The sequence below is a fragment of the Agromyces sp. NPDC055661 genome (genome assembly GCF_053618135.1).
In genome coordinates this window covers 354,896-378,896 of the sequence record NZ_JBSHHC010000001.1, presented here as the reverse complement: position 1 = coordinate 378,896, position 24,001 = coordinate 354,896, and the positions used below count along the sequence as shown (strand labels likewise).

Sequence of the window (24,001 nt, the reverse complement as noted above, 5' to 3'; positions counted from 1 at the left end):
TTCTGTACGATGGGGAGGCTGCCCCGCGTACGACAGGACCCCCGCGCATGCCGACTTCCACCGAGGCGATCGAGCTCTCGATCGTAATGCCGTGCCTCAACGAGGCCGAGACCCTCGCGACGTGCATCGACAAGGCCCAGGGCTACCTGGAGCGCAGCGGCGTCGTCGGCGAGGTCGTCATCGCCGACAACGGGTCCACCGACGGTTCGCAGGACATCGCCCGCGCGCACGGCGCCCGCGTCGTCGACGTGCCGGCGAAGGGCTACGGCAGCGCGCTCATGGGCGGCATCGACGCCGCCCGCGGCGAGTACGTCATCATGGGCGACGCCGACGACAGCTACGACTTCTCCCGCCTCGACCCGTTCGTCGAGCGGCTCCGCGCGGGCGACGAGCTCGTCATGGGCAACCGCTTCAAGGGCGGCATCGCCGAGGGCGCCATGCCGCCGCTGCACAAGTACCTCGGCAACCCCGTGCTCTCCTGGATCGGGCGGGTGCTGTTCCGGTCGCCCATCGGCGACTTCCACTGCGGCCTCCGCGGGTTCAACCGCCGGTCGATCCTCAACCTGCACCTGCAGACCACGGGCATGGAGTTCGCGAGCGAGGTCGTGGTGAAGTCCACGCTCGGCGGCCTCCGCGTCTCCGAGGTGCCGACCACCCTCGACAAGGACGGCCGCAGCCGGCCGCCGCACCTGCGCAGCTGGCGCGACGGCTGGCGCCACCTGCGGTTCCTCCTGATCTTCAGCCCGCGCTGGCTGTTCCTCATCCCGGGGGCGGTGGCGTTCTTCATCGGGCTGCTCGGCACCCTGTTCCTCAGCTTCGGGCCGATCATCCTCGGCGACGTCGGCTTCGACGTGTCGAGCCAGGTGTACCTCGCGGCGCTGACCGTCGTCGGGTACCAATCGGTGCTGTTCGCGATCCTCACGAAGATCTACGCGCAGCACGAGGGGTTCCGCATCCCCAGGTCGCGCAACTTCGACCGGCTCGAACGGCGCATCAGCCTCGAGAGCAGCGCGCTCGTCGGGCTCGCGATCTTCGTGATCGGGCTCGCCATCGCGATCTGGCAGTTCTCCGTGTGGGCGTCGACCGGCTTCGGGGCGCTCGACCCGACGAGCACGCTGCGCACCGCGGTGCTGGCCGCGCTGCTCATGATGCTCGGCGCGCAGACGATCATGGCCGGCATGTTCCTCGGCGTGCTCAACGTGGGCCTCAAGCGGAACCGCTGATGTCCGCCACGCCCCGGGCGCGCGTCTCGGTCGCGCTCGGCACGCACAACGGCGCGCGTTACCTGCGCGAGCAGCTCGAGAGCATCCTCGCCCAGACGCACCCGGTCGACGAGATCGTGCTCTCCGACGACGCATCGGGCGACGGCACGGTCGAGCTCGCCGAGCAGGTCATCGCCGAGCACCGGGCGACGGATGCCGCGACGCCGGCGCTCGTCGTCAGGCGCAACCCCGTGGCGCTCGGCGTGACGCCCAACTTCGAGCAGGCCCTGCGCGCGGCATCCGGCGACCTCATCGCGCTCTGCGACCAGGACGACGTGTGGCACCCCGACCGGGTGGAGCGCGCGCTGGCCGAGTTCGGCGGACGCCCCGGGCTCGACCTCGTCGCGGCCGAGGCCCGGCTCGTCGACGAGACCGGGGCTCCGCTCGGCTCCTCGCTGCTCGAGACCCTCGGCGTCGACCACGCGACGCGCACGAGGCTCGGCACGGATGCCGCGTTCGGCGAGCTGCTGAAGCGGAACCTGCTCACCGGGGCGACCATGCTCGTGTCCCGGGCGCTCGTCGAGCGCGCCGCGCCGTTCCCCGCAAGCTGGGTGCACGACGAGTGGCTCGCGATCGTCGCGTCGGTCGGCGGGGGCATCGCGGTCGTCGCCGAGCCCGTCATCGACTACCGTCAGCACGGGGCGAACCAGATCGGCGTGTCCCGGCTCGGCGCCGGCGGCAAGCTCGCGCGCCTGCGCGAACCGCGTACGGCACGCAACGCGCGACTGCTCGCCCGCGCGCAGGACCTCGCCGACAGGCTCCCCGCCATCGCCGGCGATCGCCCCGAGGTCGAGGCCGAGGTGCAGGCGAAGCTGGCGCACGAGCGCATGCGGCAGGGCATCCCCGCCTCCCGCCTGCGTCGCCTCCCGTCGGTCTGGCGCGAGTGGCGCTCGGGGGCATACGGGCGTTACGGCCTCGGTGCGCAGGACGTGCTGCGCGACCTCGTCCAACCCGTCTAGGGCGGCTCCGCCTACGTCAGTTCCTCGTGCGTGGGCGCGGGCGGACGACCGGCTGCGAGCGCGTCGCGCCAGCTCATGTCGCGGGCGGCCTTGACCGCGCACACGACGAGGAGCATCCAGCCGCCCTCGCCGAGGGCGAAGCTCTCGGCGAAGCTCGTGACGGCGATGACGACGAGCATCAGCGCCGGCCACACGTACACGACGCTGCGGCGGCTCGAGGCGAGCAGCCACGCGCGCACGAGCGCGACGCCGACGAGCGCGATGAACATCAGCGCCCCGATGACGCCCACCTGGAAGTACACGTCGATGTACGCGCTGAGCGCCGACGAGTGCGGCCGGCCCGTGGCGAGCTCGATCCACGTGTACGGCGCCGTGTCGGGCCAGGCGCCGACCCACCCCCAGCCCTGCAGCGGGTTCTGGTTGAGGTAGCGCGACAGCTCGCGCCAGACGTCGAGGCGCACGTCGAACTCGCCGCGTGCGTCGAGCAGCTCGATGATCCGGATCCGCAGGATCCACGCGGTCACGAGCGCGGCGAGGCCGGCGGCGAGCAGCACGAGCTGCCAGCGCCAGCGCGTCGCGGGCGCGGCCCGGCGCAGGCCGTAAAGCGCGGCGAGCGCCAGCAGCGCGGCGCCGAGCGCGACCCACGTGGTGGGCGAGCCCGAGAGCACGATGCACAGGGCCGCGAGCACGATGGAGCCGATCGCGCGTCCGCGCTGCACGATCTTCGTGCGCCACTCCACGATGAAGGTGAGCAGGGCGATGAGCGCCACGAAGCCGAGCAGGTTGCGCGACCCGAACACGCCCTGGATCGGGCCGAGATTCGCGATGTTCCCCTGGATGCCGAGCACCGCGATCGGCGCGTCGATGAGGATGCCGGCGAGCACCTCGAGCCCGATCGAGACGCCCAGGAGCACGCGCATGACGTCGCCGAAGGCGCGCACGATCTGGATCGTGTCGCGCATGAGCGCCACGTAGACCCCGATCACGGCGAACGCCACGAGGTAGACGACCCGCAGCGCCGTGGCGCCGGGCGTGCTGCTCCAGAGCACGGATGCCGCGCACCACCCGACGAACACGAGGATGGTGATCGGCAGGATGCCGTACCACTCGACCGCGCGCCACCGCGCGACGAGGGAGAGCCCGCAGAGCACGAGGAGGCCGACGAGCGCCGCGACGAGTCCGGGCCAGCCGATGAGGCTGCGCACCGCGTGGGTCGAGAACGCGAAGCCCACGGCGAGCAGCGTGAGCGCCTGCGCGAACCGGGCGGACCCCACGAACTCGCGCAGCGCGCGGCTGAGGTGCGCGCCGGCGGCGGGATCCGTCATCGGGCGGGCTCCGGCGGCGGCATCCGCGAGGCGGGGACGGGCGGCGGTTCCGCGGGCAGCGGCTCGGGCGCCCACTGCCGCCGCTTCGTCGACCAGGCGATGGCGATGAGCAGCAGCCAGCCGCCCTCGATCAGGATGCGGCTCTCGGCGATGCTCTGGCCGATCAGTGCGACGAGCACGAGCAGCGGCACGAGCGACGCCGCGGAGTGGGGGAGCGGCCCGCCCGCCTCGTCGCGCGGCCGGTCGACGGCGAGGAACCACGACCGCCACAGCGCGCCGATCACGATCGACGCGAACGCGATGAGCCCGACGATCCCGAGCTGCAGCCAGACGTCGAGCCACGCGTTGTGCGCCTGCAGGTACTCCACGCCGTTGCGCACCGCGAGCCCCTGGAACGGCTCGACCCACGGTTGCCAGTAGCCGATCCAGCCCCAGCCGAACCACGGCCGCTCGGCGGCGAGGCCGATCACCGACGACCAGATGTCGAGCCGGCCGGTGAGGTCCTCGCTCTTGCCGAACAGGTCGAGCAGCGCACCCCAGAACACGACGAGCAGGGCGACGGATGCCGCGAGCACGCCGGCCGCGGCCCAGTACACGCCTCGGCGCCGGTCGGGCCCGACCCGTCGCGCCCACACGACGAAGCCCCATGCGACCAGCACGACCACGCCGACGAGGATGACGGTCGCCGAGCGGGTGAGCAGCATCACGGCGCCCGACACCACGAGCCAGCCGATGCCCTGCGCGCGCCGGATGCTGCCGGCCGCGAGGCGCGCCCCGAACACGATGAGGCCGAGGAGCGCGATCATGCCGAGTAGGTTGCGGCTCGCGACGATGCCCTCGATCGGGCCGCCCTGGAAGAGCAGGTCGCGCGACCAGAAGAACGCCGCCGGCGCGTCGTCGGGGTAGTCGGTGAAGTTCGGGGGCAGCGGCTCCTGCACGAAGATCGCCACCCACAGCTCGAACGCGATCGAGAGCCCGAGCACCCACTTGATCGCCGCGGCGAGGGCGCGCTCGAACCGCGTCCAGGTGAGGCACAGCGCCAGCGCGACGCCGGTGAACGTCGTCACGAGGGTGATCACGACGCCGAGCACGGATGCCGCGGGGTAGAACGACCACGCGATCGACAGCACGGCGAGCCCGACGAACGCGATCGTCGACTTCGGCACCCGCCGCCACCGCCAGGCCGGCTTCTCGGCGACGACGAGGATCACGGCCCCGACCACGACCGCGAGCGCGACCGCCGCGAAGCCCCACCAGCCGAGGAGGTTGCGCCAGAACTGGCCCGCGAGGACGGTGAACAGCGCGAACGTCGCGTACGCGCCGATGAGCGTGCGGCGTCGGCCGGTGGTCATGCGTCCAAGGCTATCGCGCGAGCATCAGACGAACGCGGCGGTCCCGGTGATCTTGCGGCCCACGATGAGGGTGTTCATCTCGCGCGTGCCCTCGTAGGAGTAGAGGGCCTCCGCGTCGGCGAAGAACCGGGCGGCCTCGTGTTCGAGCACGATGCCGTTGCCGCCCATCGCCTCGCGTGCCCACGCCACCGTCTCGCGCATGCGCGAGGTGGCATACGCCTTCGCGAGGGCCGAGTGCTCGTCGCGCTGCTCGCCGGCGTCGAGCATCTCGGAGACGCGCACGACCATGCCGATCGAGGCGGTGATGTTGCCGAGGCACTTCACGAGCAGGTCCTGGATGAGCTGGTGCGAGCCGATGGTCCGACCGAACTGCACGCGCTCGCCGGCGTACCGCACGGCCGCCTCGTAGGCGCCGATCGACGTGCCGACCGCGGCCCACGCCACCTCGGCGCGCGTGAGGCGCAACACGCTCGCGGTGTCGCGGAACGAGTTCGCCCGCTGGAGCCGCAGCGACTCGGGCACGCGCACGTGGTCGAGCGTGATGTCGGCGTTCTGCACGGGCCGCAGGCTGATCTTGCCCTCGATCTTCGTGGCGGAGTAGCCGGGCGTCGACGTGGGCACGATGAAGCCCTTGACCTGGCCGTCCTCGACGTCCTTCGCCCAGATGATCGTGATGTCCGAGAAGGTCGCGTTGCCGATCCAGCGCTTCGCGCCGGTGAGCACCCACTCGTCGCCGTCGCGCGTCGCGGTCGTGCGCAGGCCCTGCGCCGAGTCCGAGCCCGACAGCGGCTCGGTGAGGCCGAAGGCGCCGACGAGCTCGCCGCTCGCGAGCCTCGGGATCCACTCCGCGCGCTGCTCGTCGGAGCCGCACAGCGACAGCGCGCCGGTGACGAGGCCGTTCTGCACGCCCACGAAGGTCGCGACCGACGCGTCGACGCGGGCGAGCTCCAGGGCGACGAAGCCGCGGAAGACGGCCGAGTTCTCGAACGGCGCCGTCTCGTCCCACGCGTACGACAGGACCCCGAGGTCGGCGAGCGGCTTGACGAACTGCGTCGGGAACTCCGCGCGCTCCCAGTAGCCGTTGATGACCGGCCGGACCTCGGCCTCGAGCCACGCACGGAGCTCCGCGATGGCGGCCCGCTCCCGGTCGCCGAGAAGGGATTCGTACGAGTAGAAGTCGCTCGCGAGCGGCTCGAACGTCATGACTGCTCCAATGCGTGGGGTGGGATGGCCCGAGACTACGGGCGGCCCCGAACGCGGCCCGAACCGGTTGGTAGTTTGGACCCAAAGGCGGAAGGGGACCAGCGAGGATGTTTGTGGCCATCGGCAACACGCCGCGCGATTACGCGTGGGGATCCACGAGTGCGATCGCCGAGTTCCGCGGCGTCGAGCCGTCGGGCTCGCCCGAGGCGGAGCTCTGGCTCGGCGCGCACGCGGGGTCGCCCGCCCGGGTGCACGACGCGGCATCCGTCGGCCATGACGACCTCGCCGCGTGGATCGCGGCCGATCCCGAGCGCGCGCTGGGGCCGGCGCTCGCCGCGCAGGGTGCGCGGCTGCCGTTCCTGCTGAAGCTCCTCGCGGCCGCCGAGCCCCTGTCGCTCCAGGCCCACCCGACGCCCGAGCAGGCGCGCGCCGGCTTCGCCCGCGAGGAGGCCGAGGGCATCCCGGCGACCGCGTACGACCGCAACTACCGCGACGCGTTCCACAAGCCCGAGCTGGTCGTCGCCGTGAGCGACGAGTTCGACGCGCTGTCGGGCTTCCGGCCGCTCGACGAGGTCGCGGGCGTGCTCGCGGTGCTGCGCGAGGCGGATGCCGCAACCGACGAGCCGCAGCCCGGAGCGCTCGACCTGCTCGCTGCTCGCCTCGGCACCGCGGACCCGCTGCGCGACACGGTGGAGTGGCTGCTGCGCGACGGCCGCGGCGAGGACACGGGGGAGGCGACCTGGGTCGTCGAGCGGGTCACCGCGCTCGCCGGGTCCGACGTCGCCCGCGGCTCCGCGTACGCGGACTCCTTCGCGACGGTCTCGCGGCTCGCCGAGGTGTACCCGGGCGACCCGGGCATCGTGATCTCGCTGCTCCTCAACCGCGTGGTCCTGCGCCGCGGCGAGGCGCTGTACCTCGCGGCCGGCAACATCCACGCCTACCTCTCGGGCCTCGGCATCGAGCTCATGGCGGCCAGCGACAACGTGCTGCGCGGCGGCCTCACGCCGAAGCACATCGACGTGGGCGAGCTCCTCGACGTGCTCGATTTCACGCCCATCGCGCCGCCGCGGCTCGCGCCCGAGCAGGTCGGCTCATCGCTGCAGGCGTTCCGTCCCGACGTGCCCGACTTCGTGCTCTACCGCGCCGAGCTCGGCGGGTCGGCGGATGCCGCGCGCGTGCCCCTTTCCGGGCCGGCCATCGTGCTCGCCGAGGGCGACGCCATCCGCCTCCGGGGGGCGCACGGCGAGGCGGAGCTCGCCCGCGGCGAGGCGGTCTACGTCACGCCCGACGAGGGCGCGCTCGACGTGACGGGCCAGGGCATCGCGTGGATCGCGACGACCGGCGACTGACGTCCGCTCCCTGAGCCCGTCGAAGGGAGCTGCCTCCGCTCCCTGAGCCCATCGAAGGGAGCTGGTGCCGCCGCTCCCTGAGCTCGCCGAACGGAGCTGCCGCCGTCGCTCCCTGAGCCCGTCGAAGGGACTTACGCGGTCGCTCCTTGAGCCCGTCGAAGGGAGCTGCCTCCGGTCCCTTAGCCCGTCGAAGGGAGTTGCTGCCTCCGCTCCCTGAGCCCGTCGAAGTGGGCTCGCGCAGCGACGTCGGTTGCGCGACCACCCCTCCACAGGCGCTCACCGAATCGAGAGCCGCCACGGATCGACGGATGCGAGCACCGACGCGTGCGATGCAGGCGATGCTCTGCCCATGGCTTGGGTGTACATCCTGCGATGCAGCAACGGAGCGTTCTACACGGGCAGTACAGTTCAGCCGCTCGAGTCTCGGATCTGGCAGCACAACGAGGGCCTGGGCGCCAACTTCACGCGCAAGCATCGGCCGGTGCGCCTCGTCTATTTCGAGGAGTTCGACCGCGTCGACGACGCATTCGCTCGGGAGAAACAGATCCAAGGTTGGAGTCGGTCGAAGAAGCTCGCACTCATCATCGGGGCAGGCGAAATCCTCCCGAGACTCGCGCGCGGCCGTTCACGCGGAACGGCGGGTCGCGAAACGACGTCCTGAGTTGGCAGAAACGCCGATTCGGTGGCTCGCTTCGACGGGCTCAGCGAGCAGGGAGATCCGCTTCGACGGGCTCAGCGAGCGGTGCGCTCGCTTCGACAGGCTCAGCGAGCGGTGCGCTCGCTTCGACAGGCTCAGCGATCCTTCGTCAGCCGACCGCGCGGAGGCCGAACAGGCGGCGGTACTGGGTGGGGGTGGTCTGCAGCACCTTCAGGAAGTGGTGGCGCATCACGGCCGCGGCGCCGAAGCCGGTCTCGCGGGCGATCTCCTCGAGCGAGAGCGAGGTCTCCTCGAGCAGCTGCTGCGCGCGCAGCAGGCGCTGGCGGTTGAGCCAGGCGTTCGGCGTGGTGCCGGTCTCGGCGCGGAACCGTCGCGCGAACGTGCGCGGCGACATGAGCGCCTTGCGGGCGAGCAGGTCGACCGTCAGGTCGTGGTCGAGGTGCTCGAGCATCCACTCGGTGACCTTGGCGAACGAGTCGCTGTGGCACTCGGGCACGGGCGTCTGGATGAACTGCGACTGACCGCCGTCGCGCTGCGGCGGGACGACCATGCGGCGCGCGACGATGTTCGCGGCGCTCGCGCCCAGTTCGGTGCGCACGATGTGCAGGGCCGCGTCGATGCCCGCTGCAGTGCCGGCACCGGTGACGACCTTGTCGTCCTGCACGAAGAGCACGTCGGGGTCGACCTCGGTCTCGGGGAACATCTCGGCGAGGCGGTCGGTGTACATCCAGTGCGTGGTGGCGCGGCGGCCGGCGAGCACGCCCGCGTGGCCGAGCGTGAAGGCGCCCGAGCACACGGACAGCACCCACGCGCCGCGCTCGACGGCGTGGCGGATGACGTCGAGCACGCGCTCGTCGGGCGGCGTGTCGATGAGGGAGGCCGGTACGGCGACGAGGTCGGCCTCGTAGGCGAACTCGAGCCCCTCGTGCACGACCACGTCGAAGCCGAGCTTGGTGGGGATCGGGCCGGGCTCGGCCGCGACCACGTGGAAGTCGAAGGTGGGACCGCCCTGCTCGCTGCGGTCGATGCCGAAGACCTCGCAGATCACGCCGAATTCGAACGGCGCCATCTGGGGAACGGCGATGCAGGCGATGGAGTGGAGCACGGGTGCCTCCGTTGGCAGGAATGAGTCGTTGTATGGCTACTCTGCCACTGTCGGCAGGATGTCGCAAGAGATAGATTTTCTGCCATGACCACCATCGTGTTCCTCGTCATCGCGGGGCTCGCCGTCTGGGGAGTGCTCGCCACCGTGCTTCGCCTCGAAGGCGACGGTTACGGTCGTCCCGAGATCCGGGACCGCAACCGCCACATCGAGAACCTGCCCACCCGTCTCGTCTGATCCCGCCCACGGGAGTGCACGCGCGGCGATCGACGCCGCGCGTGCGGCCCGTCCGGCCCGGTCCCGGACGGCCGCCGGCGACTCGCGACCCGCGCCGTCCCGCCGCCCCTCGATAGCATCGGGGTGAGCATGCGGATCGACCGCGTGCGGGAGGCGGGAACATGAGCTGGCTGGTCACCGGAGGCGCCGGGTACATCGGATCGCACGTCGTGCGTGCGTTCGCCGAGCAGGGCATCGACACGGTCGTCGTGGACGACCTCTCCTCGGGCCGGCACGCCTTCCTCCCGACCGGCGCACGTTTCGTGCAGGGCACCATCCTCGACGGGCCGCAGCTCGAGAACACCATCGAGCGGTTCGACGTCCAGGGTGTCGTGCACCTGGCCGGCTTCAAGTACGCCGGCGTCTCGGTCTCCCGCCCGCTGCATACCTACCAGCAGAACGTCACCGGCACGGCGACGCTGCTCGCCGCCATGGCGGCCAAGGGGGTCGATCGCATCGTCTTCTCGTCGAGCGCCGCCGTCTACGGCACGCCCGACGTCGACCTCGTGACCGAGGACACCGAGCAGCATCCCGAGTCGCCCTACGGCGAGTCGAAGCTCGTGGGTGAGTGGATCATCGCCGACCAGGGGCGTGCCGAGGGACTGCGCCACACAAGCCTGCGGTACTTCAACGTCGTCGGCTCGGGCACCACCGAGGTGTTCGACCCGAGCCCGCACAACCTGTTCCCGCTCGTGTTCGAGGCGCTCATCGAGGGCCGCACGCCGCGCATCAACGGAGACGACTACCCGACGCCCGACGGCACGTGCGTGCGCGACTACATCCACGTGGCCGACCTCGCGGCGGCGCACGTGGTCGCGGCGAAGCGCCTCGACGCGGGCGAGCCGCTCGAGCCCGTCTACAACCTCGGCTCGGGGGACGGCTCGTCGGTCGGCGAGATCATGCAGACCGTCGCGGCCGTCACCGGCATCGAGTTCACGCCCGAGGTCGGGCCGCGGCGCCCGGGCGATCCCGCCCGCATCGTCGCGTCGGGCGACCTGGCCGCCCGCGACCTCGACTGGAAGATGCGGCACACGCTGGCGCAGATGGTCGAGAGCGCGTGGGAGGCGCGTCGCGCGGCATCCGAGGAGTGAATCGGGTCCGACGGGACTCGCACGAACGGAGATCGACCTCCGGAACGCGGGACGCCCGTCCCGACTGCGTAACGTCTGGCGAACACGTCGGCGTGTCGCGGTGGCGATGAAGCCTCGACGCAGAGTTGAGGGTTTACGATTCCCGACTTGACTCCCGCGAATTACACCGGTGTAATTGTCATGACACACCCTCTGGGTGGTCGGTACAACTGGGTGGGAGACGATATGGGCAATCCTGAATATCGTTCTGGAGTACCTGACGATTGGTTCATCGATCCGGTGAGGCTGGGCGTTCCGGGGGTTCGCTCAGGGGTCGGCGACGACAATCCGCTGGCATGGCAGAGCGACGCATTGTGCGCGCAGACCGATCCGGAGGCGTTCTTCCCTGAGAAGGGCGGCTCCACCCGCGACGCGAAGAAGATCTGCACCGGGTGCGAGGTCCGCGGCGAATGCCTCGAGTACGCACTCGCCAACGACGAGCGCTTCGGCATCTGGGGCGGACTCTCCGAGCGCGAGCGGCGCAAGCTCCGCAAGCGCGCGGTCTGACACTCCCCGTCCGGCGCGGCCGCGTGTCGCGCCGGACGGGTGATCCGCGTCGAGGCGACGGTTTCACGACGTCGCCTCGCCAGCGGTCGGCCCGCCTGACGTTCACCTCCCGTTTCATGGCGCGCCCGGTGGCCTGCCCGGATGCCGCGCCGGGGGCCGCTTAGGCTGGCCCCGATGTTCCCCAGAGTCACCGCCGTCCTCGTCGTGCGTCACGGCGGCGACCACCTGCAGCGGACCCTCGAGGCGATCCGCTCCCAGGATCGCGCCCCCGACGCGCTGGTCGTCGTCCTCGCCCAGGCCGATGCGCTCGCGCGCGAGCAGGTGGCCGGGGCGACGCCCGACCGCATCGTCGAGCTGCAGGAGCCGCTCTCGTTCGGCGAGGCGCTGCGCGCGGGGGAGCGCGTGCTCGAAGCGCCGGCATCCGACGCCGACGCGCTCTGGCTACTGGCCGAGGACACCGAGCCGCAGTCCGGCGCGCTCGCGAAGCTCATGGCGACGCTCGAGACCTCGAGGTCCGTCGCCGTCGCCGGGCCGAAGCTCATGGAGTGGGACGAGCCCGACCGCATCGCCGGCCTCGGGCGCACCATGACCCGCCTCGGCCGCAGTGTCCCGGTCGTCGCCGACGAGCTCGACCAGGGCCAGCACGACGGGCTGAGCGACGTGCTCGGGCTCGATCCCGCAGCCGTCCTCGTGCGGCACTCCGTCTGGCAGGCGCTCGAGGGCTTCGATCCCGCGCTGCCCACGGTCGACGACGGCCTCGACCTCGGGGTCCGCGCGCGAGTGGCCGGACATCGCGTCGCCGTCGTTCCCGAGGCGAAGGTGCGGTACGCCGCGGACGGCGTCGCGGGCCCGCCCGGTGACGGCCGCAGCCGGACCCGTCGCCGGAACGCTCGGGCGGCACGCGCCGCCGCACTGCACCGGCGCCTCGCGTATGCGCCGGCGCCCGCCGTGCCGCTGCACTGGATCAGCTTCGTCCCGCTCGCGCTGCTCCGCGCGATCCGGCTCCTCCTCATCAAGCGTCCGGGCGAGATCCCGGGCGAGTTCGGCGCAGCGCTCGGCACGATGTTCTCGGGCATGCGCGTTCCACGCTCCCGACGGGTGCTCGCGGCCTCGAAGCAGGCCAAGTGGTCGGCCATCGCGCCGCTCCGCCTGCAGCCCGACGAGCAGCGCCGTCGCCGCGAGGCGGCCGCGGAGGCGCGCAAGGCGCGGGCACGCGGTCGCTCGAACGAGCTGCAGTTCCTCGGCACGGGCGGCGGCTGGGTGCTGCTCGCGACCGCCGCGGCATCCGTGGGGCTGTTCTCGTGGCTCATCACGGCAAGCGGCGTCGGCGGCGGCGGGCTGCTGCCGTTGTCGGGTTTCGCGGAGCTGTGGCGCAACGCGGCGTTCGGCTGGCGCGACGTCGGCACCGGCTTCGTCGGGGCGGCGGATCCGTTCAGCGGCGCGCTCGCCGTGCTCGGCTCGTTCACCTTCTGGGCGCCGTCGTACGCGATGCTCCTGCTCTGGCTCGTCGCGATCCCCGCCGCCGCGATCGGCGCCTGGTTCGCGGCGTCACGGCTCACCGAGCGCGGCTCGCTGCGCGCGGTCGCCGCGCTCGTGTACGCGTTCGCGCCGCCGTTCCTGACGGCGCTCGCCGAGGCGCGTCCCGGCGCGGTGATCGCGCATGTCCTCCTCGGCTGGCTCGCGTTCGCGGTCTTCGGCGCGGCCTCGTCGTGGGCCGCGGCGGCGACCGCGTCGCTGCTCTTCGCGGCCGTGATCGCCGCGGCCCCGAGCCTCGCCCCGGCGCTCGTCGTCGGCTGGATCGTCGCCCTCGCGGTGAGTGGACGCGCGGCCGTGCGCCTCGCCGGCCTGCCGGTTCCCGCCCTCGTGCTCGCGCTGCCGCTCATCGTCGAGCAGGTCGGCCGCGGGACGCCGTTCGGGCTCCTCGCCGACCCGGGCGTGCCCGTGGGCGGCCCGGTGCCGACGCCGTGGCAGCTCGCCGTGGGCCTGCCGAGCGGCGGCTGGGGCGGATGGGACGAGCTCGTCGGCTCGTTCGTCGAGCTCGACCCCAAGCTCGTGGCGAGCATCCTCGCGGTGCCGCTCGTGCTCGCCGCCCTCGCCGCGGTGCTCGCGCCCGGATGGCGCCGTGCGACGCTCACGCTCGGCACGGTCCTCCTCGGCTACGCGACCGCGGTCGCCGCGACCCACGTCGCCGTCGCGGTCGTCGGGCCCGACGTCGTGGCCGTGTGGGCCGGCGCCGGGCTCAGCCTGGCATGGCTCGGCCTCGTGCTTGCCTCGGTCTCCGCCCTCGACGCGCTGCGCCGCGGGCCGGCGCTCCTCGGCACGGTGGTCGCGGTCGTGGCGATCGTCGCCGTGGTGCCGACCATCGTCGCCGTCGCCGCGGACGCCGTGCCACTCGCTCCGGCAGGCGAGCGGACGCTGCCCGCCTACGTCGTCGCGCAGGCAGAGACCGATCCGCGCGTCACGACGCTGCGCATGGAGCCCGAGGTCGACGGCGGACTGCGCGCGACACTGGAGCACGGCACGGGCGAGACGCTCGACGACCAGTCCACGCTCGACCAGACCCGCACCCAGCTCACCGACGAGCAGGTGCAGCTCGCGACCGTGGCGGGCAACCTGGCGTCGCGCAGCGGGTTCGACCCCGAGGCCGCGGTGCGCGAGTTCGGCGTCTCGTTCGTGCTGCTCGCACCCGCGTCGGACGACGGCCGCGAAGCGGTGCAGACCGAGGCGCGGGCACGCACGGCGCTCGACGGGAATCCCGCCCTCATCGCAGTGGGGGAGACGGACTTCGGCGCCCTCTGGCGGTTCGCGTCCGCCGAGCCCGACGCCGAGGCGGCGCAGATCCCGCCCGACGCGGGCGGCTGGCTCGCCGTGCTCATCACGATCGTGCAGGTGCTCGTCATCGGCGCGACGGTCCTGCTCTCGATCCCGACGGGTGCGGGCCGCGAGGTCGATCGGCGTCCGCACCGCAGGCGCGGGAAGGCCGCAGCCGTCGGAGGTGCGGTGGCCGTGGCGGGCGGGACGGTCGTGATCGCCGAGTCGGAGGTCGAGGCGGCCGAGGCTGAAGCCGCGGAGCCGGAGGCCGAGGCGGACGCGGTCGAGGCTGAAGCCGCGGAGCCCGTCGACGACACCGTCGAGGCCGAGGCCGAGGCCGACGCCATCGAGGCGGATCCCGTGGCATCCGATGCCGAGGCCGACGCGGTCGAAGCCGAGCCCGCGGCATCCGACGCGGACCGCGCCGCCGACGCACCCGACGACCCCGCCGACCCCGCAGCGAAGGGAGACGACGATGGCCGTTCGTCGTAGGACCGTCATCCGCGTCCTCCTGCGGGCCCTTGCGCTCGTCGCCGCGGCCGCGCTGGCGGTCGCCACGGTCGCCGCCGCGGCGCTCGTGCCGTGGCCCGACCACCGGAACGAGGCGCCGTCCGAGCTCGTGCAGCCCGCCGAGAGCCGCCAGCTCCGCGTGTGCCCGGGGCCGCTGCTGTCGCTCGGCGAGGATGCCACGGCGGCGACGACGGCCTCGTCGGTCGGTCCCGCCGACGTCGTGACGGCGACCGAGCCGGCCGACGCCGCGCTCGAGCAGGTGCCGCTCGAGGCGCCGGGCAACCCGAACGCGGCCCAGGACGGCACGCCCGTCGCGATCGCCGCGGAACCCGGCGGCGTGGACGCCGGCATGCTCGGGGGCGCCCAGTCGCAGTCCGTGTCGACCGAGACGCTCCGTGGCTTCGCCGCCGCGGCCTGCGGGGAGGCGGTCGCCGACGCGTGGCTCGTCGCCGGCGCGACGAACCTGGGCCGCAGCGGACTCGTGCTGCTGTCGAACCCCACCGCCGTCGCCGCGACGGTCGACGTGCGCGTCGTGGGCGAGGCGGGCGCGGTCGAGGCGCCGTCGGCGCTCGGCATCATCGTGCCCGCGGGCAGCCAGCGCGTGCTCTCGCTCGCGGGCCTCGCGCCGAACCTCGTCTCGCCGGTCGTGCACGTCACGAGCACCGGCGGCGCGATCGCCGCGACGCTCGAGCAGTCGACCATCGTCGGACTCGCGCCCGCCGGCATGGAGCTCACCGGCACGACCGCCGCGCCCGCCACGACGCAGGTCATCCCGGGCCTCGTGGTGCCGCAGTCGGGCGGCGTCGAGGCGGTCGAGGACCACGCCGACGGCGACGACTTCCCGATCGTCCGCCTCTTCGCCCCGGGGAACGCGCCCGTCGACGTCTCGATCGGGGTCGTGCCCGAGGGCGGCAGCGGCGGCAGCACCATCGAGGCGACGCTCGATCCCGGCCGCACGCTCGACGTGCCGCTCGGCGTGCTCGACGCCGGATCGTACACGGTCCGCGTCGAGGCCGACGCTCCGGTCGTCGCCGCGGCTCGGGCCTCGGTCGGCGGCACCGAGGGGCTGACGGATGCCGCGGCCCCCTCCGACTTCGCATGGACCGCCGCCACCGCGCCCCTGCTCGACAGCGCGGTCGTCGCAGTGCCGCCCGGCCCGTCCGCGACGCTGCACCTGGTGAACCCCGCCGGCGCCGACGCGGAGGTCACCCTCACGCTCGACGGACAGGAGCGCACGGTCGCCGTCCCGGCCGCCGGCGCGACGTCGGTGCCGCTCGCGGGCGCCTCCTCGGCGGTGCTCTCGGGGACGCAGGGCCTGCACGCGACGGTCTCGTTCGACGGCCCCGACGAGCTCGCGTCGTTCGGCGTGCAGCCGCCAGGGCCGCTCGACTCGCCGATCCGCGTCTACCCGAACTGAGCGTCTACGCGGCCTCCGAGCGGGTCGCTCGACGCGTCGACGCTCACGGCCGGCAGTGGCGGCGTCGCGTCAGAAGTGCCGATAGCGCCCCGGCGCCAGCTCCCAGGGGTCCTTGTCGAGCAGCTCGGCCACCGCGCGGAACACGCAGCTCTCGACGAGCAGCTTCTCGTCGCGGTCCTCGCCCTCCTGGAGGCGCAGGAACCGCACGATCGGCAGTCGGTAGAAGGTGATGCGACGTTCGTCGTGCACGACCTTCCACCGGTCGATGTGGTCGCCGTGGATCGCCTCGGCCGGACCCTGCGCCACCTCGAACACGACGCCCTCGAGCTCGGGCCAGAGCCCGCGCAGGTACGCGGCCGTGGTGGCGACGGTGAAGTCGAACTCGTCGAGACGCGTGCGCAGCGGTTCGAGGTGCGGTCCGGTCACTGCGGAGCGCATGCCGCGACCGTGCCGGTCCCTGGCCAGCCGCCGAGGTGAGCGAGGCGTGGCGACACGACGGGATCGAGGCATACCCTCCATCGTAATGTCCGCTCCGGTCGCTACTCTGGTGGAGCCATGAGGAGATGCTCGCGCACCGCATGCGCCGCCGAGGCGGTCGCGACGCTGACGTTCGACTACGCGGACTCGATGGCCGTCCTGGGGCCGCTCTCCCTCACCTCCGAGCCGCACGGCTACGACCTCTGCCGCCGTCATGCCGAGCGCACCTCCGCGCCCGTCGGCTGGCAGATCGTCCGGCACGCGTGGATGGGTGAGGTAGGTTTCAAGGCATGACTCCCGCTGAAGGCCCTGAGGTTCGCGCGCGCCTCCACGCGATCGTGAAGGCGTACGACGTCCGCGGGATCGTGGGCGAAGGGCTCACGGCCGAGACCGTCGAGGCGCTCGGCGCAGGCTTCGCCGACGAGGTCGGCGCAGCCGGCGGGCGCATCGTCGTCGGCCACGACATGCGCGACTCGTCGCCCGGGTTCGCTGCCGCGTTCGCACGCGGGGCCACCCGCCGCGGCGCCGACGTCGTCGCCATCGGCCTCTGCTCCACCGACGAGTCGTACTTCGCATCGGGCTCGCTGCACGCGCCCGCCGCCATGTTCACGGCGAGCCACAATCCAGCCACCTACAACGGCATCAAGTTCTCGCGCGCCGGCGCCCAGGGCATCTCGCTCGACACCGGCCTCGCCGCGATCCGCGACCGCGCGGCGGACTACCTCGAGCAGGGCATCCCCGACGCGCCGGTCGCCGGCACGGTCGCCACGGCCGACGTGCTGGCGGACTACGCGGCGCACCTGCGGTCGCTCGTCGAGCTCGGCGGCATCCGACCCTTGAAGATCGTCGTGGACGCCGGCAACGGCATGGGCGGGCTCACGGTTCCCGCGGTGCTCGGCGAGGCCGCCGGCCTGCCCGAGTTGCCGCTCGAGATCGTGCCGCTCTACTTCGAGCTCGACGGCACGTTCCCGAACCACGAGGCCAACCCCCTCGAGCCGGCGAACCTCGTCGACCTGCAGCGCGCGGTGGTCGAGCACGGCGCCGACCTCGGCCTCGCCTTCGACGGCGACGCCGACCGCTGCTTCGTCGTCGACGAGCTCGGCGGCGCGGTCAGCCCGTCGGCGGTCGCCGCGATCGTGGCCGTCCGCGAGATCGAGCGGGTCCGCGCGACCGGCGAGGAGGAGGTGGCGGTCATCCACAACCTCATCACCTCGCGGTTCGTGGCCGAGACCATCGAGAACGAGGGCGCCGTCGCCGTGCGCACGCGCGTGGGCCACTCGCTCATCAAGGACCGCATGCGGGAGACGGGCGCGGTGTTCGGTGGCGAGCACTCGGCGCACTACTACTTCCGCGACTTCTGGGGCGCCGACAACGGCATGCTCGCCGCGATGCACGTGCTCGCGGAGTTCGGCGCGCAGGAGGCCCCGCTCTCCGAGCTCGCCGCCCGCTTCACGCCCTACTCGCTCTCGGGCGAGATCAACAGCGTCGTCGACGACGTGCCGGCCGCCTACACGCGAATCGTCGAGGCCTACACCGGGCGCGCCGACTTCGACGAGCTCGACGGCCTCACCGTCACGGGCATCACCGCCGAGAGCGAGCCGTTCTGGTGGTTCAACGTGCGGCCGTCGAACACCGAGCCGCTGCTGCGCCTCAACGTCGAGGGCGCGGATGCCCCGACGATGGCCGCGGTGCGCGACGAGGTCCTGGCGCTCATTCGGGCCTGACCGGCGGGCGACCTCCGTCGCCGTCCAGACCCGTGCCCGCCTTCTCCCGTTTTCAGGAGATCCTCGGCGGAATCGCGTCGGTCGGGGCGATTCGTCCTGAGAACGGGCGGTTCGGAGCGGACGCCTCCTGAGAACGGTGACACGACGGAGGAGCCTGTCACAATGGTGGGCATGGATGCGCCCGTCACCACCGCCCTGCCCTTCAAGGTCGCCGACCTCTCGCTCGCCGAGGCCGGCCGCCACCAGCTCCGCCTCGCCGAGAACGAGATGCCGGGGCTCATGGCGCTCCGCGCCGAGTTCGGGGCGTCGAAGCCCCTCGCCGGCGCCCGGATCGCGGGCAGCCTGCACATGACGGTGCAGACGGCCGTGCTCATCGAGACGCTCGTCGCACTCGGCGCGCAGGTGCGCTGGGCGAGCTGCAACATCTTCTCGACGCAGGACGAGGCGGCCGCCGCGGTCGTCGTCGGTCCCGACGGCACGGTCGACGAGCCCGGGGGCGTCCCGGTCTTCGCCTGGAAGGGCGAGACGCTCGAGGAGTACTGGTGGTGCACCGACCGCATCTTCGACTGGACCGGAGAGGCCGCGGACGCCGGCGCCGACTGGATCGGCCCGAACATGATCCTCGACGACGGCGGCGACGCCACCCTGCTCGTGCACCACGGTCGCGAGTTCGAGGCGGCCGGCGCGGTGCCCGAGGCGACGGATGCCACGAGCCACGAGTTCCGCGTCGTGCTCGACACCCTGCGCCGCTCGCTCGAGCTGTCGGCCGACCGGTGGACGCGCATCGCCGCCGAGATCCGGGGCGTCACCGAGGAGACCACGACGGGCGTGCACCGCCTCTACGAGCTGCACGCGCGCGGCGAGTTGCTCTTCCCGGCGATCAACGTGAACGACTCCGTCACGAAGTCGAAGTTCGACAACAAGTACGGCATCCGGCACTCGCTGCCCGACGGCCTGAACCGCGCCACCGACGTGCTCATGGGCGGCAAGGTCGCGTTCGTCGCCGGCTACGGCGACGTCGGCAAGGGCGCCGCCGAGGCGCTGCGCGGGCAGGGCGCACGCGTCATCGTCTCGGAGATCGACCCGATCAACGCGCTGCAGGCCGCGATGGACGGCTACCAGGTCTCGCGACTCGACTCGGTCATCGGCGAGATCGATATCCTCGTCACCGGCACGGGCAACAAGGACGTCGTGCGCGTCGAGCACCTGCTCGGCCTCAAGCACCTCGCGATCGTCGCGAACGTCGGGCACTTCGACAACGAGATCGACATGGCCGGCCTCGAGGCGCTCGCCGGCGCCGAGCGCGTCGAGATCAAGCCCCAGGTGCACGAGTGGCGCCTGCCCAACGGACGCAGCGTGCTCGTGCTCAGCGAGGGACGCCTCATGAACCTCGGCAACGCGACGGGGCATCCGTCGTTCGTCATGTCGAACTCGTTCACGAACCAGGTGCTCGCCCAGCTCGAGCTGTGGACGCGACCCGACGCCTACCCCGTCGGCGTCTACGTGCTGCCGAAGCACCTCGACGAGAAGGTCGCGCGCCTGCACCTCGACGCGCTCGGCGTCGAACTCACCGAGCTCACGCCCGAGCAGGCCGCGTACATCGGCGTGCCGGTCGAGGGCCCGTACAAGGTCGACCACTACCGGTACTGACCAGGTGACGGATGCCGCGAGCCCGCGGCATCCGCTCGTCACCGATCGGGGAAGCCGACCGGCGTCGCCGTGAGCACCGGCGCGAGCGACGCCATGCGGGCGTCCTCGAGGCGGAGCGCCGTGAGGTCGCGGTCGCGCCGGAGCGCGACGACCGCGGCGAGGAACCGCTCGGGATCGGCGGCCGGCAGCGGCGACACGAAGGGCGCCGCCTCGGCGGCGAGTGATCGGGCCAGCCGTGCCCGGCTCTCGGGCACGAGGTGGTGCACGTTCTCGAAGAAGGAGGCCACCCGGCGGGCGAGCGGGTCGGGCAGGCGCGCCACGTCGGCGGTCGCGGCCCATGCCACGAGCTCGGGCGGGACGCCGAACGCGGTCGACGGCACCTTGGGGACCCGCTCGACCTGGGCGTGCGTGCCGGCGAGGATGTCGCCGAGGCGCTTCGACGAGGGGTTCAGGAAGCCGACGAGCACGGCGAGCCCGCCGAACGTGAGGTAGATCTCGATGACGCCGGTGAGTGCGCGGATGAACGCGTGGCGGAAGCCGGTGCCGCCGCCGTCGTCGCGCACGACGCGCAGCCCCATCACGAGCTTGCCGACCGACCGGCCGTGCGAGGCGGTCTCGATCGCGGTCGGCAGCACGACGATGGCGAACACGAGGGTCGCGATCATGATCGCCCGGAACGCTGCCTCGTCGAGCGAGAGGCCGGCGAGGGCCAGCAGCATCGCGATGATGACGACCACCGTGAGCAGCACGTCGAGGGCGGCGCCGCCCGCCCGGATGAGGGCGCTCGCGGGCCGCAGGTCGAGGGCGACGGCCTCGCCCGTGACGAGGGACTCGTCGTCGAAACGGGCCGCCCGGCTGCGGGATTCGGGCGGATCGGCCATGGGTAGTATTCAAGCAGATGGACCTCGACGCGCTCGCCTCCGCCCGCCATGACGACTGGGAGCGGCTCGACGTGCTCTCGCGGTCGGCCGGGCTCGACGGCCACGGGGCCGACGAGCTCATCGAGCGCTACCAGCATGCGGCATCCGACCTCTCGCTCGTGCAGACCACGGCCGGGTCGACGGCGCTCGGCGACCGGTTGTCGGTGAGCCTCGCGAAGGCGCGGCTGCGGTTCACGGGAACGCCCGAGAACCCGCTGCGCCAGTTCACCCGGTTCGCCCTCGTGAGCCTGCCGGCCGCGCTCTACCGCCTGCGCTGGATCACGCTCGCGGTCGCGGTGGTCACGTTCGTCGTGGCCGCGCTCTACGCGTGGTGGGTGTCGGGCGACCCGCGCGTGCTCGCGAACCTCGGCACCGAGGAGGAGCTGCAGCAGCTCGCGGACGAGGGCTTCGCGGCGTACTACTCCGAGAACCCGGCCGCGTCGTTCGCGGGCTCGGTCTGGACGAACAACGCGTGGATCGCCGCGCAGTGCATCGCGTTCGGGATCCTCGGCGTGTGGGTGCCCTACGTCATCCTGCAGAACGCGCAGAACCTCGGCCTCACGGCGGCGATCATGTTCGCCTACGACGAGGCCGACACCTTCTTCCTCTACATCACCCCGCACGGCCTGCTCGAGCTCACCTGCGTGTTCGTCGCGGCCGCCGCAGGCCTCCGGATCTTCTGGGCCTGGGTCGCGCCGGGCCCGCGCACGCGCGGCGTCGCCCTCGCCGAGGATGCGCGGTCGCTGTTCACCGTGGCGATCGGCCTGGTGTTCTTCCTCTTCGTCTCGGGCCTCATCGAGGGCTTCGTGACGCCGGCGCCGTGGCCGTGGCCCGTGAAGATCGGCATCGGCGTGCTCGCCCTCGGCGGCTTCCTCGCGTACATGCTCGTACTCGGCGGCCGGGCGTGGCGCGCCGGCGAGACCGGCGACCTCGTCGAGTTCGACGCGGGCGCGAGCCGCATCGTCGCGGGCTGAGCCGAGAGATCACGACGGCGGATGCCCCGTGGGGGACATCCGCCGCCGAGTTGTTCGGGTGGGCGCTCGCCGACTACGCCGTGAGCTTCGCCGGCCGGTCGAAGACGGCCCTGAAGGTCGCGCCCGCGATGATCGCGCCGAGGATGGGCGCCGCGATCGACACCCACAGCTGCACGAGCGCCTCGGTGCCGCCGTAGATCGCCGTCGCGATCGAGCGGGCGGGGTTGAACGAGGCGTTCGACACGGGGATCGCGACGAGGGCGAGGACGGTGAGCGTGAGGCCGATCGCCAGCGGGGCGAAGCCGGCCGTCGCCCGCGCGTGGGTCACGCCGAGGATGACGAAGAGGAACACGCCGGTCGCGATCGTCTCGATGAGGAACACCGAGACGAGGCCGAAGCCGCCGGGCGACAGCTCGTCGTAGCCCGTCGACGCCCCGCGGAAGACGAGGACGTCGAACAGCGGGCCGGTCGACAGCACTCCGAGGAGCAGCGTGGTGGCGAGGACGCCGCCGACGACCTGCGCGGCGAGGTAGCCGAGCACGTCCTTCCACGCGAACCGGCGGGCCACCGCGAGCCCGAGCGTCACGGCCGGGTTGAAGTGCCCGCCCGAGACGGGGCCGAACGCGTAGGCGGCCACGACGACGCTCAGCCCGAGGGCGATCGCGACGCCGAGGAAGCCGACGTTGAGGTTGCCCTCGCCGGCGGCGAAGCCGGCCGCGAAGATCGCGGTGCCGATCACGCCGAACACGAGGATGAAGGTGCCGAGGAGCTCGGCGGTGAGGCGCTGGACGAGGGAGGGAGCGGCGAGCTCCTCGGCGAACGACGGCGCGGCGGTCGCGGGTGCCGTGTCGGACATGGCGGTTCCTTTCGTAGGGCTTCCAGGACGGGGTCGATCGGCGCGCCGGACGCGCGCATGGAGAAGGGGCGCCCACACCCCCGTCGGCGCCCCACAGCGACCATATCGATGGGCGTCGGGGGCGCGAGGGGCGGCTCGCGCGGATGTCGCGAATCGACGCCGTGCGTCGCCACGTGTCGGCGCGCGTGCGCGTCGCACGGCTACAGCCGGCCGGCGGCCTTGAGCTCGAGGTAGAGGTCGGCGAGGGCAGGCGGGAGGTCCTGCGGCGGAGCCGACACGGTCAGCGCGCCGAGGCGTCGGATCGCCGCCGCCACGCGGTCGGCGTCGAGCAGGCTCCGCTCGGCGGCCGCGGCGCGGTAGGCGTCGTCGAGCGAGCTCCGCTCCCGCGAGGCCGCGACGACATCGGGGTCGGCGACCGACGCCACGACGACGAGGTGCCGGGCCGTGAGCTGCGGCAGCACCGTGAGCAGGCTCCGCGCGCTGCCGGGGGAGTCCGCGGCGGTGAGGAGCACCACGAGCGCGCGTCGGCTCGTGGTGCGTCGGATGTGTCCCGGCACCGCCGCCCAGTCGGCCTCGATGAGCTCCGCCTCGATGCCGGCCATGGTGTCGACGAGCCGGGCGAGGAGCTCGGCGCCGCTCGCACCGTGCACGCGGCCGCGCACGCGCCGGTCCCACGCGAGGAAGTCGATCCGGTCGCCGGCGTGCGAGGCGAGCGCCGAGAGCAGCAGCGTCGCCTCCCACGCGGTGTCGAGCCGTGGCTCGTCGGCGATGCGGGCCGCGGCGGTGCGCGACGTGTCGGCGACGATCACGATGCGCCGGTCGCGCTCGGGACGCCACGTGCGCACCATGAGGCGTGCGCTGCCGGGCACCTCGAGGTTCGCGTGGCGGGCGGTCGCACGCCAGTCGATCGAGCGGATGTCGTCGCCGCGCACGTACTCGCGGATCGAGTCGAACTCGGTGCCCTGGCCGCGGATGAGCAGCGGCGTGCGACCGTCGAGCTCGCGCAGCCGCGTGAGCCGCGACGGGAGGTGCGCGCGCGAGTGGAACGGCGGCAGGACGCGGATGCGGCCGGGGGCGGCGAGCGTCGCCTGCCGCGACCAGAGCCCCAGTGGCCCGGCCGAGCGGATCGTCACGTGCTCGACCCGACGGTCGCCGCGGCGCCACGGCGTGAGCTGGAGCGTCATCCGCCGCCGCTCGCCCGGCGGGATGCGCAGGCGCGTGCGGTTGGGCCCGGCGACCCCCGCCGAGGGCTCCCAGCCGTCGCGGACGGTGGCCCGCAGCATCCGCGGGCCCGTCTGCTGCAGGGCGAGCTCGGCCGTCACGGTCTCGCCGAGCCGCACCCGGTCGGGCAGGCCGCGCTCGAGGATCACGCGTCGCGGCGACGCTGCGAGCGACAGGTCCACGATGCCCGCGACGAGCGCGAGCCCGAGCCACGCGAGCAGCGCGAGCCACGCCGCGCCGGCGTCGCCGAGGCCCGCCGCGACGACGGGGACCACCCCGAGCGCGACGAGGAGCGCGAACCGACCGGAGACCGCCATG

General features: G+C 72.8%; 21 protein-coding genes. 13 read left to right on the top strand and 8 right to left on the bottom strand.

Features of this window, described 5'->3' with window-relative positions:
* The first annotated feature begins 47 nt into the window (after positions 1–47).
* Together ACWGO8_RS01740 and ACWGO8_RS01735 are read left to right on the top strand one after the other, a co-directional pair.
* Positions 48–1,223 (top strand): glycosyltransferase family 2 protein, encoded by a 1,176-nt coding sequence (locus ACWGO8_RS01740; RefSeq protein WP_452041426.1) that lies wholly within the window; start codon positions 48–50, stop codon positions 1,221–1,223.
* Positions 1,223–2,221, top strand: a complete 999-nt coding sequence (locus tag ACWGO8_RS01735; RefSeq protein WP_452041425.1) for a glycosyltransferase family 2 protein — start codon at positions 1,223–1,225, stop codon at positions 2,219–2,221. Before ACWGO8_RS01740 ends, ACWGO8_RS01735 begins: the two co-directional genes overlap by 1 nt.
* A gap of 11 nt (positions 2,222–2,232) precedes the next feature.
* Here the strand turns inward: ACWGO8_RS01735 and ACWGO8_RS01730 are convergent, their stop codons facing one another.
* The 3 genes from ACWGO8_RS01730 to ACWGO8_RS01720 are packed head-to-tail and all read right to left on the bottom strand — an operon-like array spanning position 2,233 to position 6,101.
* Entirely contained in the window at positions 2,233–3,546 is a 1,314-nt protein-coding gene (locus tag ACWGO8_RS01730) for an O-antigen ligase family protein (protein ID WP_452041424.1), read from the bottom strand.
* Positions 3,543–4,898: an O-antigen ligase family protein gene (locus tag ACWGO8_RS01725; protein ID WP_452041423.1), complete on the bottom strand. Its 1,356-nt coding sequence runs from the start codon at positions 4,896–4,898 to the stop codon at positions 3,543–3,545. The genes ACWGO8_RS01730 and ACWGO8_RS01725 overlap by 4 nt, the downstream gene beginning before the upstream one ends.
* A 24-nt stretch (positions 4,899–4,922) precedes the next feature.
* Positions 4,923–6,101 (bottom strand): acyl-CoA dehydrogenase family protein, encoded by a 1,179-nt coding sequence (locus ACWGO8_RS01720; RefSeq protein ID WP_452041422.1) that lies wholly within the window; start codon positions 6,099–6,101, stop codon positions 4,923–4,925.
* A 107-nt stretch (positions 6,102–6,208) separates the two neighbouring features.
* On the opposite strand from ACWGO8_RS01720, the gene manA reads away from it, so the two are divergent.
* A complete protein-coding gene (manA, locus tag ACWGO8_RS01715; protein WP_452041421.1) occupies positions 6,209–7,450 on the top strand; it encodes a mannose-6-phosphate isomerase, class I in 1,242 nt (413 codons plus the stop codon).
* Between the two features lie 349 nt (positions 7,451–7,799).
* On the top strand, positions 7,800–8,111 hold the full coding sequence (locus ACWGO8_RS01710; protein WP_452041420.1) for a GIY-YIG nuclease family protein: 312 nt from the start codon (positions 7,800–7,802) through the stop codon (positions 8,109–8,111).
* Between the two features lie 145 nt (positions 8,112–8,256).
* Here the strand turns inward: ACWGO8_RS01710 and ACWGO8_RS01705 are convergent, their stop codons facing one another.
* A complete protein-coding gene (locus tag ACWGO8_RS01705; protein ID WP_376956642.1) occupies positions 8,257–9,213 on the bottom strand; it encodes a GlxA family transcriptional regulator in 957 nt (318 codons plus the stop codon).
* Between the two features lie 84 nt (positions 9,214–9,297).
* On the opposite strand from ACWGO8_RS01705, the gene ACWGO8_RS01700 reads away from it, so the two are divergent.
* The 5 genes from ACWGO8_RS01700 (at position 9,298) to ACWGO8_RS01680 (ending at position 15,861) form a co-directional block, all read left to right on the top strand.
* Positions 9,298–9,447, top strand: a complete 150-nt coding sequence (locus tag ACWGO8_RS01700) for a hypothetical protein (RefSeq protein WP_452041419.1) — start codon at positions 9,298–9,300, stop codon at positions 9,445–9,447.
* A gap of 161 nt (positions 9,448–9,608) precedes the next feature.
* Positions 9,609–10,577 (top strand): UDP-glucose 4-epimerase GalE, encoded by a 969-nt coding sequence (gene galE, locus ACWGO8_RS01695; RefSeq protein WP_452041418.1) that lies wholly within the window; start codon positions 9,609–9,611, stop codon positions 10,575–10,577.
* A gap of 225 nt (positions 10,578–10,802) precedes the next feature.
* The gene (locus ACWGO8_RS01690) at positions 10,803–11,123 is read left to right on the top strand and encodes a WhiB family transcriptional regulator (RefSeq protein WP_148731958.1); all 321 of its coding nucleotides are present in this window, start codon (positions 10,803–10,805) and stop codon (positions 11,121–11,123) included.
* A gap of 174 nt (positions 11,124–11,297) precedes the next feature.
* Positions 11,298–14,426: a glycosyltransferase gene (locus tag ACWGO8_RS01685; RefSeq protein ID WP_452041417.1), complete on the top strand. Its 3,129-nt coding sequence runs from the start codon at positions 11,298–11,300 to the stop codon at positions 14,424–14,426.
* Positions 14,410–15,861: a DUF5719 family protein gene (locus tag ACWGO8_RS01680; RefSeq protein WP_452041416.1), complete on the top strand. Its 1,452-nt coding sequence runs from the start codon at positions 14,410–14,412 to the stop codon at positions 15,859–15,861. Before ACWGO8_RS01685 ends, ACWGO8_RS01680 begins: the two co-directional genes overlap by 17 nt.
* A gap of 69 nt (positions 15,862–15,930) precedes the next feature.
* On the opposite strand, the gene ACWGO8_RS01675 is transcribed toward ACWGO8_RS01680, so the two are convergent.
* Positions 15,931–16,299: a hypothetical protein gene (locus ACWGO8_RS01675; protein ID WP_376956652.1), complete on the bottom strand. Its 369-nt coding sequence runs from the start codon at positions 16,297–16,299 to the stop codon at positions 15,931–15,933.
* A gap of 117 nt (positions 16,300–16,416) precedes the next feature.
* On the opposite strand from ACWGO8_RS01675, the gene ACWGO8_RS01670 reads away from it, so the two are divergent.
* The 3 genes from ACWGO8_RS01670 (at position 16,417) to ahcY (ending at position 19,712) form a co-directional block, all read left to right on the top strand.
* Positions 16,417–16,632: a DUF3499 family protein gene (locus ACWGO8_RS01670; protein ID WP_376956653.1), complete on the top strand. Its 216-nt coding sequence runs from the start codon at positions 16,417–16,419 to the stop codon at positions 16,630–16,632.
* Positions 16,629–18,062 (top strand): phosphomannomutase/phosphoglucomutase, encoded by a 1,434-nt coding sequence (locus tag ACWGO8_RS01665; RefSeq protein ID WP_452041415.1) that lies wholly within the window; start codon positions 16,629–16,631, stop codon positions 18,060–18,062. The genes ACWGO8_RS01670 and ACWGO8_RS01665 overlap by 4 nt, the downstream gene beginning before the upstream one ends.
* 171 nt (positions 18,063–18,233) lie before the next feature.
* Entirely contained in the window at positions 18,234–19,712 is a 1,479-nt protein-coding gene (gene ahcY, locus ACWGO8_RS01660) for an adenosylhomocysteinase (protein ID WP_452041414.1), read from the top strand.
* A gap of 38 nt (positions 19,713–19,750) precedes the next feature.
* On the opposite strand, the gene ACWGO8_RS01655 is transcribed toward ahcY, so the two are convergent.
* Positions 19,751–20,593 carry an RDD family protein gene (locus ACWGO8_RS01655; protein WP_452041413.1) on the bottom strand — a complete coding sequence of 281 codons (843 nt, stop codon included), beginning with the start codon at positions 20,591–20,593 and terminating at the stop codon, positions 19,751–19,753.
* Between the two features lie 17 nt (positions 20,594–20,610).
* Here ACWGO8_RS01655 and ACWGO8_RS01650 point away from each other — a divergent pair, with 17 nt between their 5' ends.
* Positions 20,611–21,606 (top strand): stage II sporulation protein M, encoded by a 996-nt coding sequence (locus tag ACWGO8_RS01650; protein WP_452041412.1) that lies wholly within the window; start codon positions 20,611–20,613, stop codon positions 21,604–21,606.
* A 73-nt stretch (positions 21,607–21,679) separates the two neighbouring features.
* Here the strand turns inward: ACWGO8_RS01650 and ACWGO8_RS01645 are convergent, their stop codons facing one another.
* The gene (locus ACWGO8_RS01645; protein ID WP_452041411.1) at positions 21,680–22,462 is read right to left on the bottom strand and encodes an aquaporin; all 783 of its coding nucleotides are present in this window, start codon (positions 22,460–22,462) and stop codon (positions 21,680–21,682) included.
* Between the two features lie 200 nt (positions 22,463–22,662).
* Entirely contained in the window at positions 22,663–24,000 is a 1,338-nt protein-coding gene (locus ACWGO8_RS01640; protein WP_452041410.1) for a DUF58 domain-containing protein, read from the bottom strand.
* Between the last annotated feature and the right edge of the window lies 1 nt (position 24,001).

Bases quoted from the DNA above. Each gene is read 5' to 3' on its own strand.
- ACWGO8_RS01740 (WP_452041426.1), top strand. From the start codon at position 48: ATGCCGACTTCCACCGAGGCGATCGAGCTCTCGATCGTAATGCCGTGC.
- ACWGO8_RS01735 (WP_452041425.1), top strand. From the start codon at position 1,223: ATGTCCGCCACGCCCCGGGCGCGCGTCTCGGTCGCGCTCGGCACGCAC.
- ACWGO8_RS01730 (WP_452041424.1), bottom strand. From the start codon at position 3,546: ATGACGGATCCCGCCGCCGGCGCGCACCTCAGCCGCGCGCTGCGCGAG.
- ACWGO8_RS01725 (WP_452041423.1), bottom strand. From the start codon at position 4,898: ATGACCACCGGCCGACGCCGCACGCTCATCGGCGCGTACGCGACGTTC.
- ACWGO8_RS01720 (WP_452041422.1), bottom strand. From the start codon at position 6,101: ATGACGTTCGAGCCGCTCGCGAGCGACTTCTACTCGTACGAATCCCTT.
- manA (WP_452041421.1), top strand. From the start codon at position 6,209: ATGTTTGTGGCCATCGGCAACACGCCGCGCGATTACGCGTGGGGATCC.
- ACWGO8_RS01710 (WP_452041420.1), top strand. From the start codon at position 7,800: ATGGCTTGGGTGTACATCCTGCGATGCAGCAACGGAGCGTTCTACACG.
- ACWGO8_RS01700 (WP_452041419.1), top strand. From the start codon at position 9,298: ATGACCACCATCGTGTTCCTCGTCATCGCGGGGCTCGCCGTCTGGGGA.
- galE (WP_452041418.1), top strand. From the start codon at position 9,609: ATGAGCTGGCTGGTCACCGGAGGCGCCGGGTACATCGGATCGCACGTC.
- ACWGO8_RS01690 (WP_148731958.1), top strand. From the start codon at position 10,803: ATGGGCAATCCTGAATATCGTTCTGGAGTACCTGACGATTGGTTCATC.
- ACWGO8_RS01685 (WP_452041417.1), top strand. From the start codon at position 11,298: ATGTTCCCCAGAGTCACCGCCGTCCTCGTCGTGCGTCACGGCGGCGAC.
- ACWGO8_RS01680 (WP_452041416.1), top strand. From the start codon at position 14,410: ATGGCCGTTCGTCGTAGGACCGTCATCCGCGTCCTCCTGCGGGCCCTT.
- ACWGO8_RS01675 (WP_376956652.1), bottom strand. From the start codon at position 16,299: ATGCGCTCCGCAGTGACCGGACCGCACCTCGAACCGCTGCGCACGCGT.
- ACWGO8_RS01670 (WP_376956653.1), top strand. From the start codon at position 16,417: ATGAGGAGATGCTCGCGCACCGCATGCGCCGCCGAGGCGGTCGCGACG.
- ACWGO8_RS01665 (WP_452041415.1), top strand. From the start codon at position 16,629: ATGACTCCCGCTGAAGGCCCTGAGGTTCGCGCGCGCCTCCACGCGATC.
- ahcY (WP_452041414.1), top strand. From the start codon at position 18,234: ATGGATGCGCCCGTCACCACCGCCCTGCCCTTCAAGGTCGCCGACCTC.
- ACWGO8_RS01655 (WP_452041413.1), bottom strand. From the start codon at position 20,593: ATGGCCGATCCGCCCGAATCCCGCAGCCGGGCGGCCCGTTTCGACGAC.
- ACWGO8_RS01650 (WP_452041412.1), top strand. From the start codon at position 20,611: ATGGACCTCGACGCGCTCGCCTCCGCCCGCCATGACGACTGGGAGCGG.
- ACWGO8_RS01645 (WP_452041411.1), bottom strand. From the start codon at position 22,462: ATGTCCGACACGGCACCCGCGACCGCCGCGCCGTCGTTCGCCGAGGAG.
- ACWGO8_RS01640 (WP_452041410.1), bottom strand. From the start codon at position 24,000: ATGGCGGTCTCCGGTCGGTTCGCGCTCCTCGTCGCGCTCGGGGTGGTC.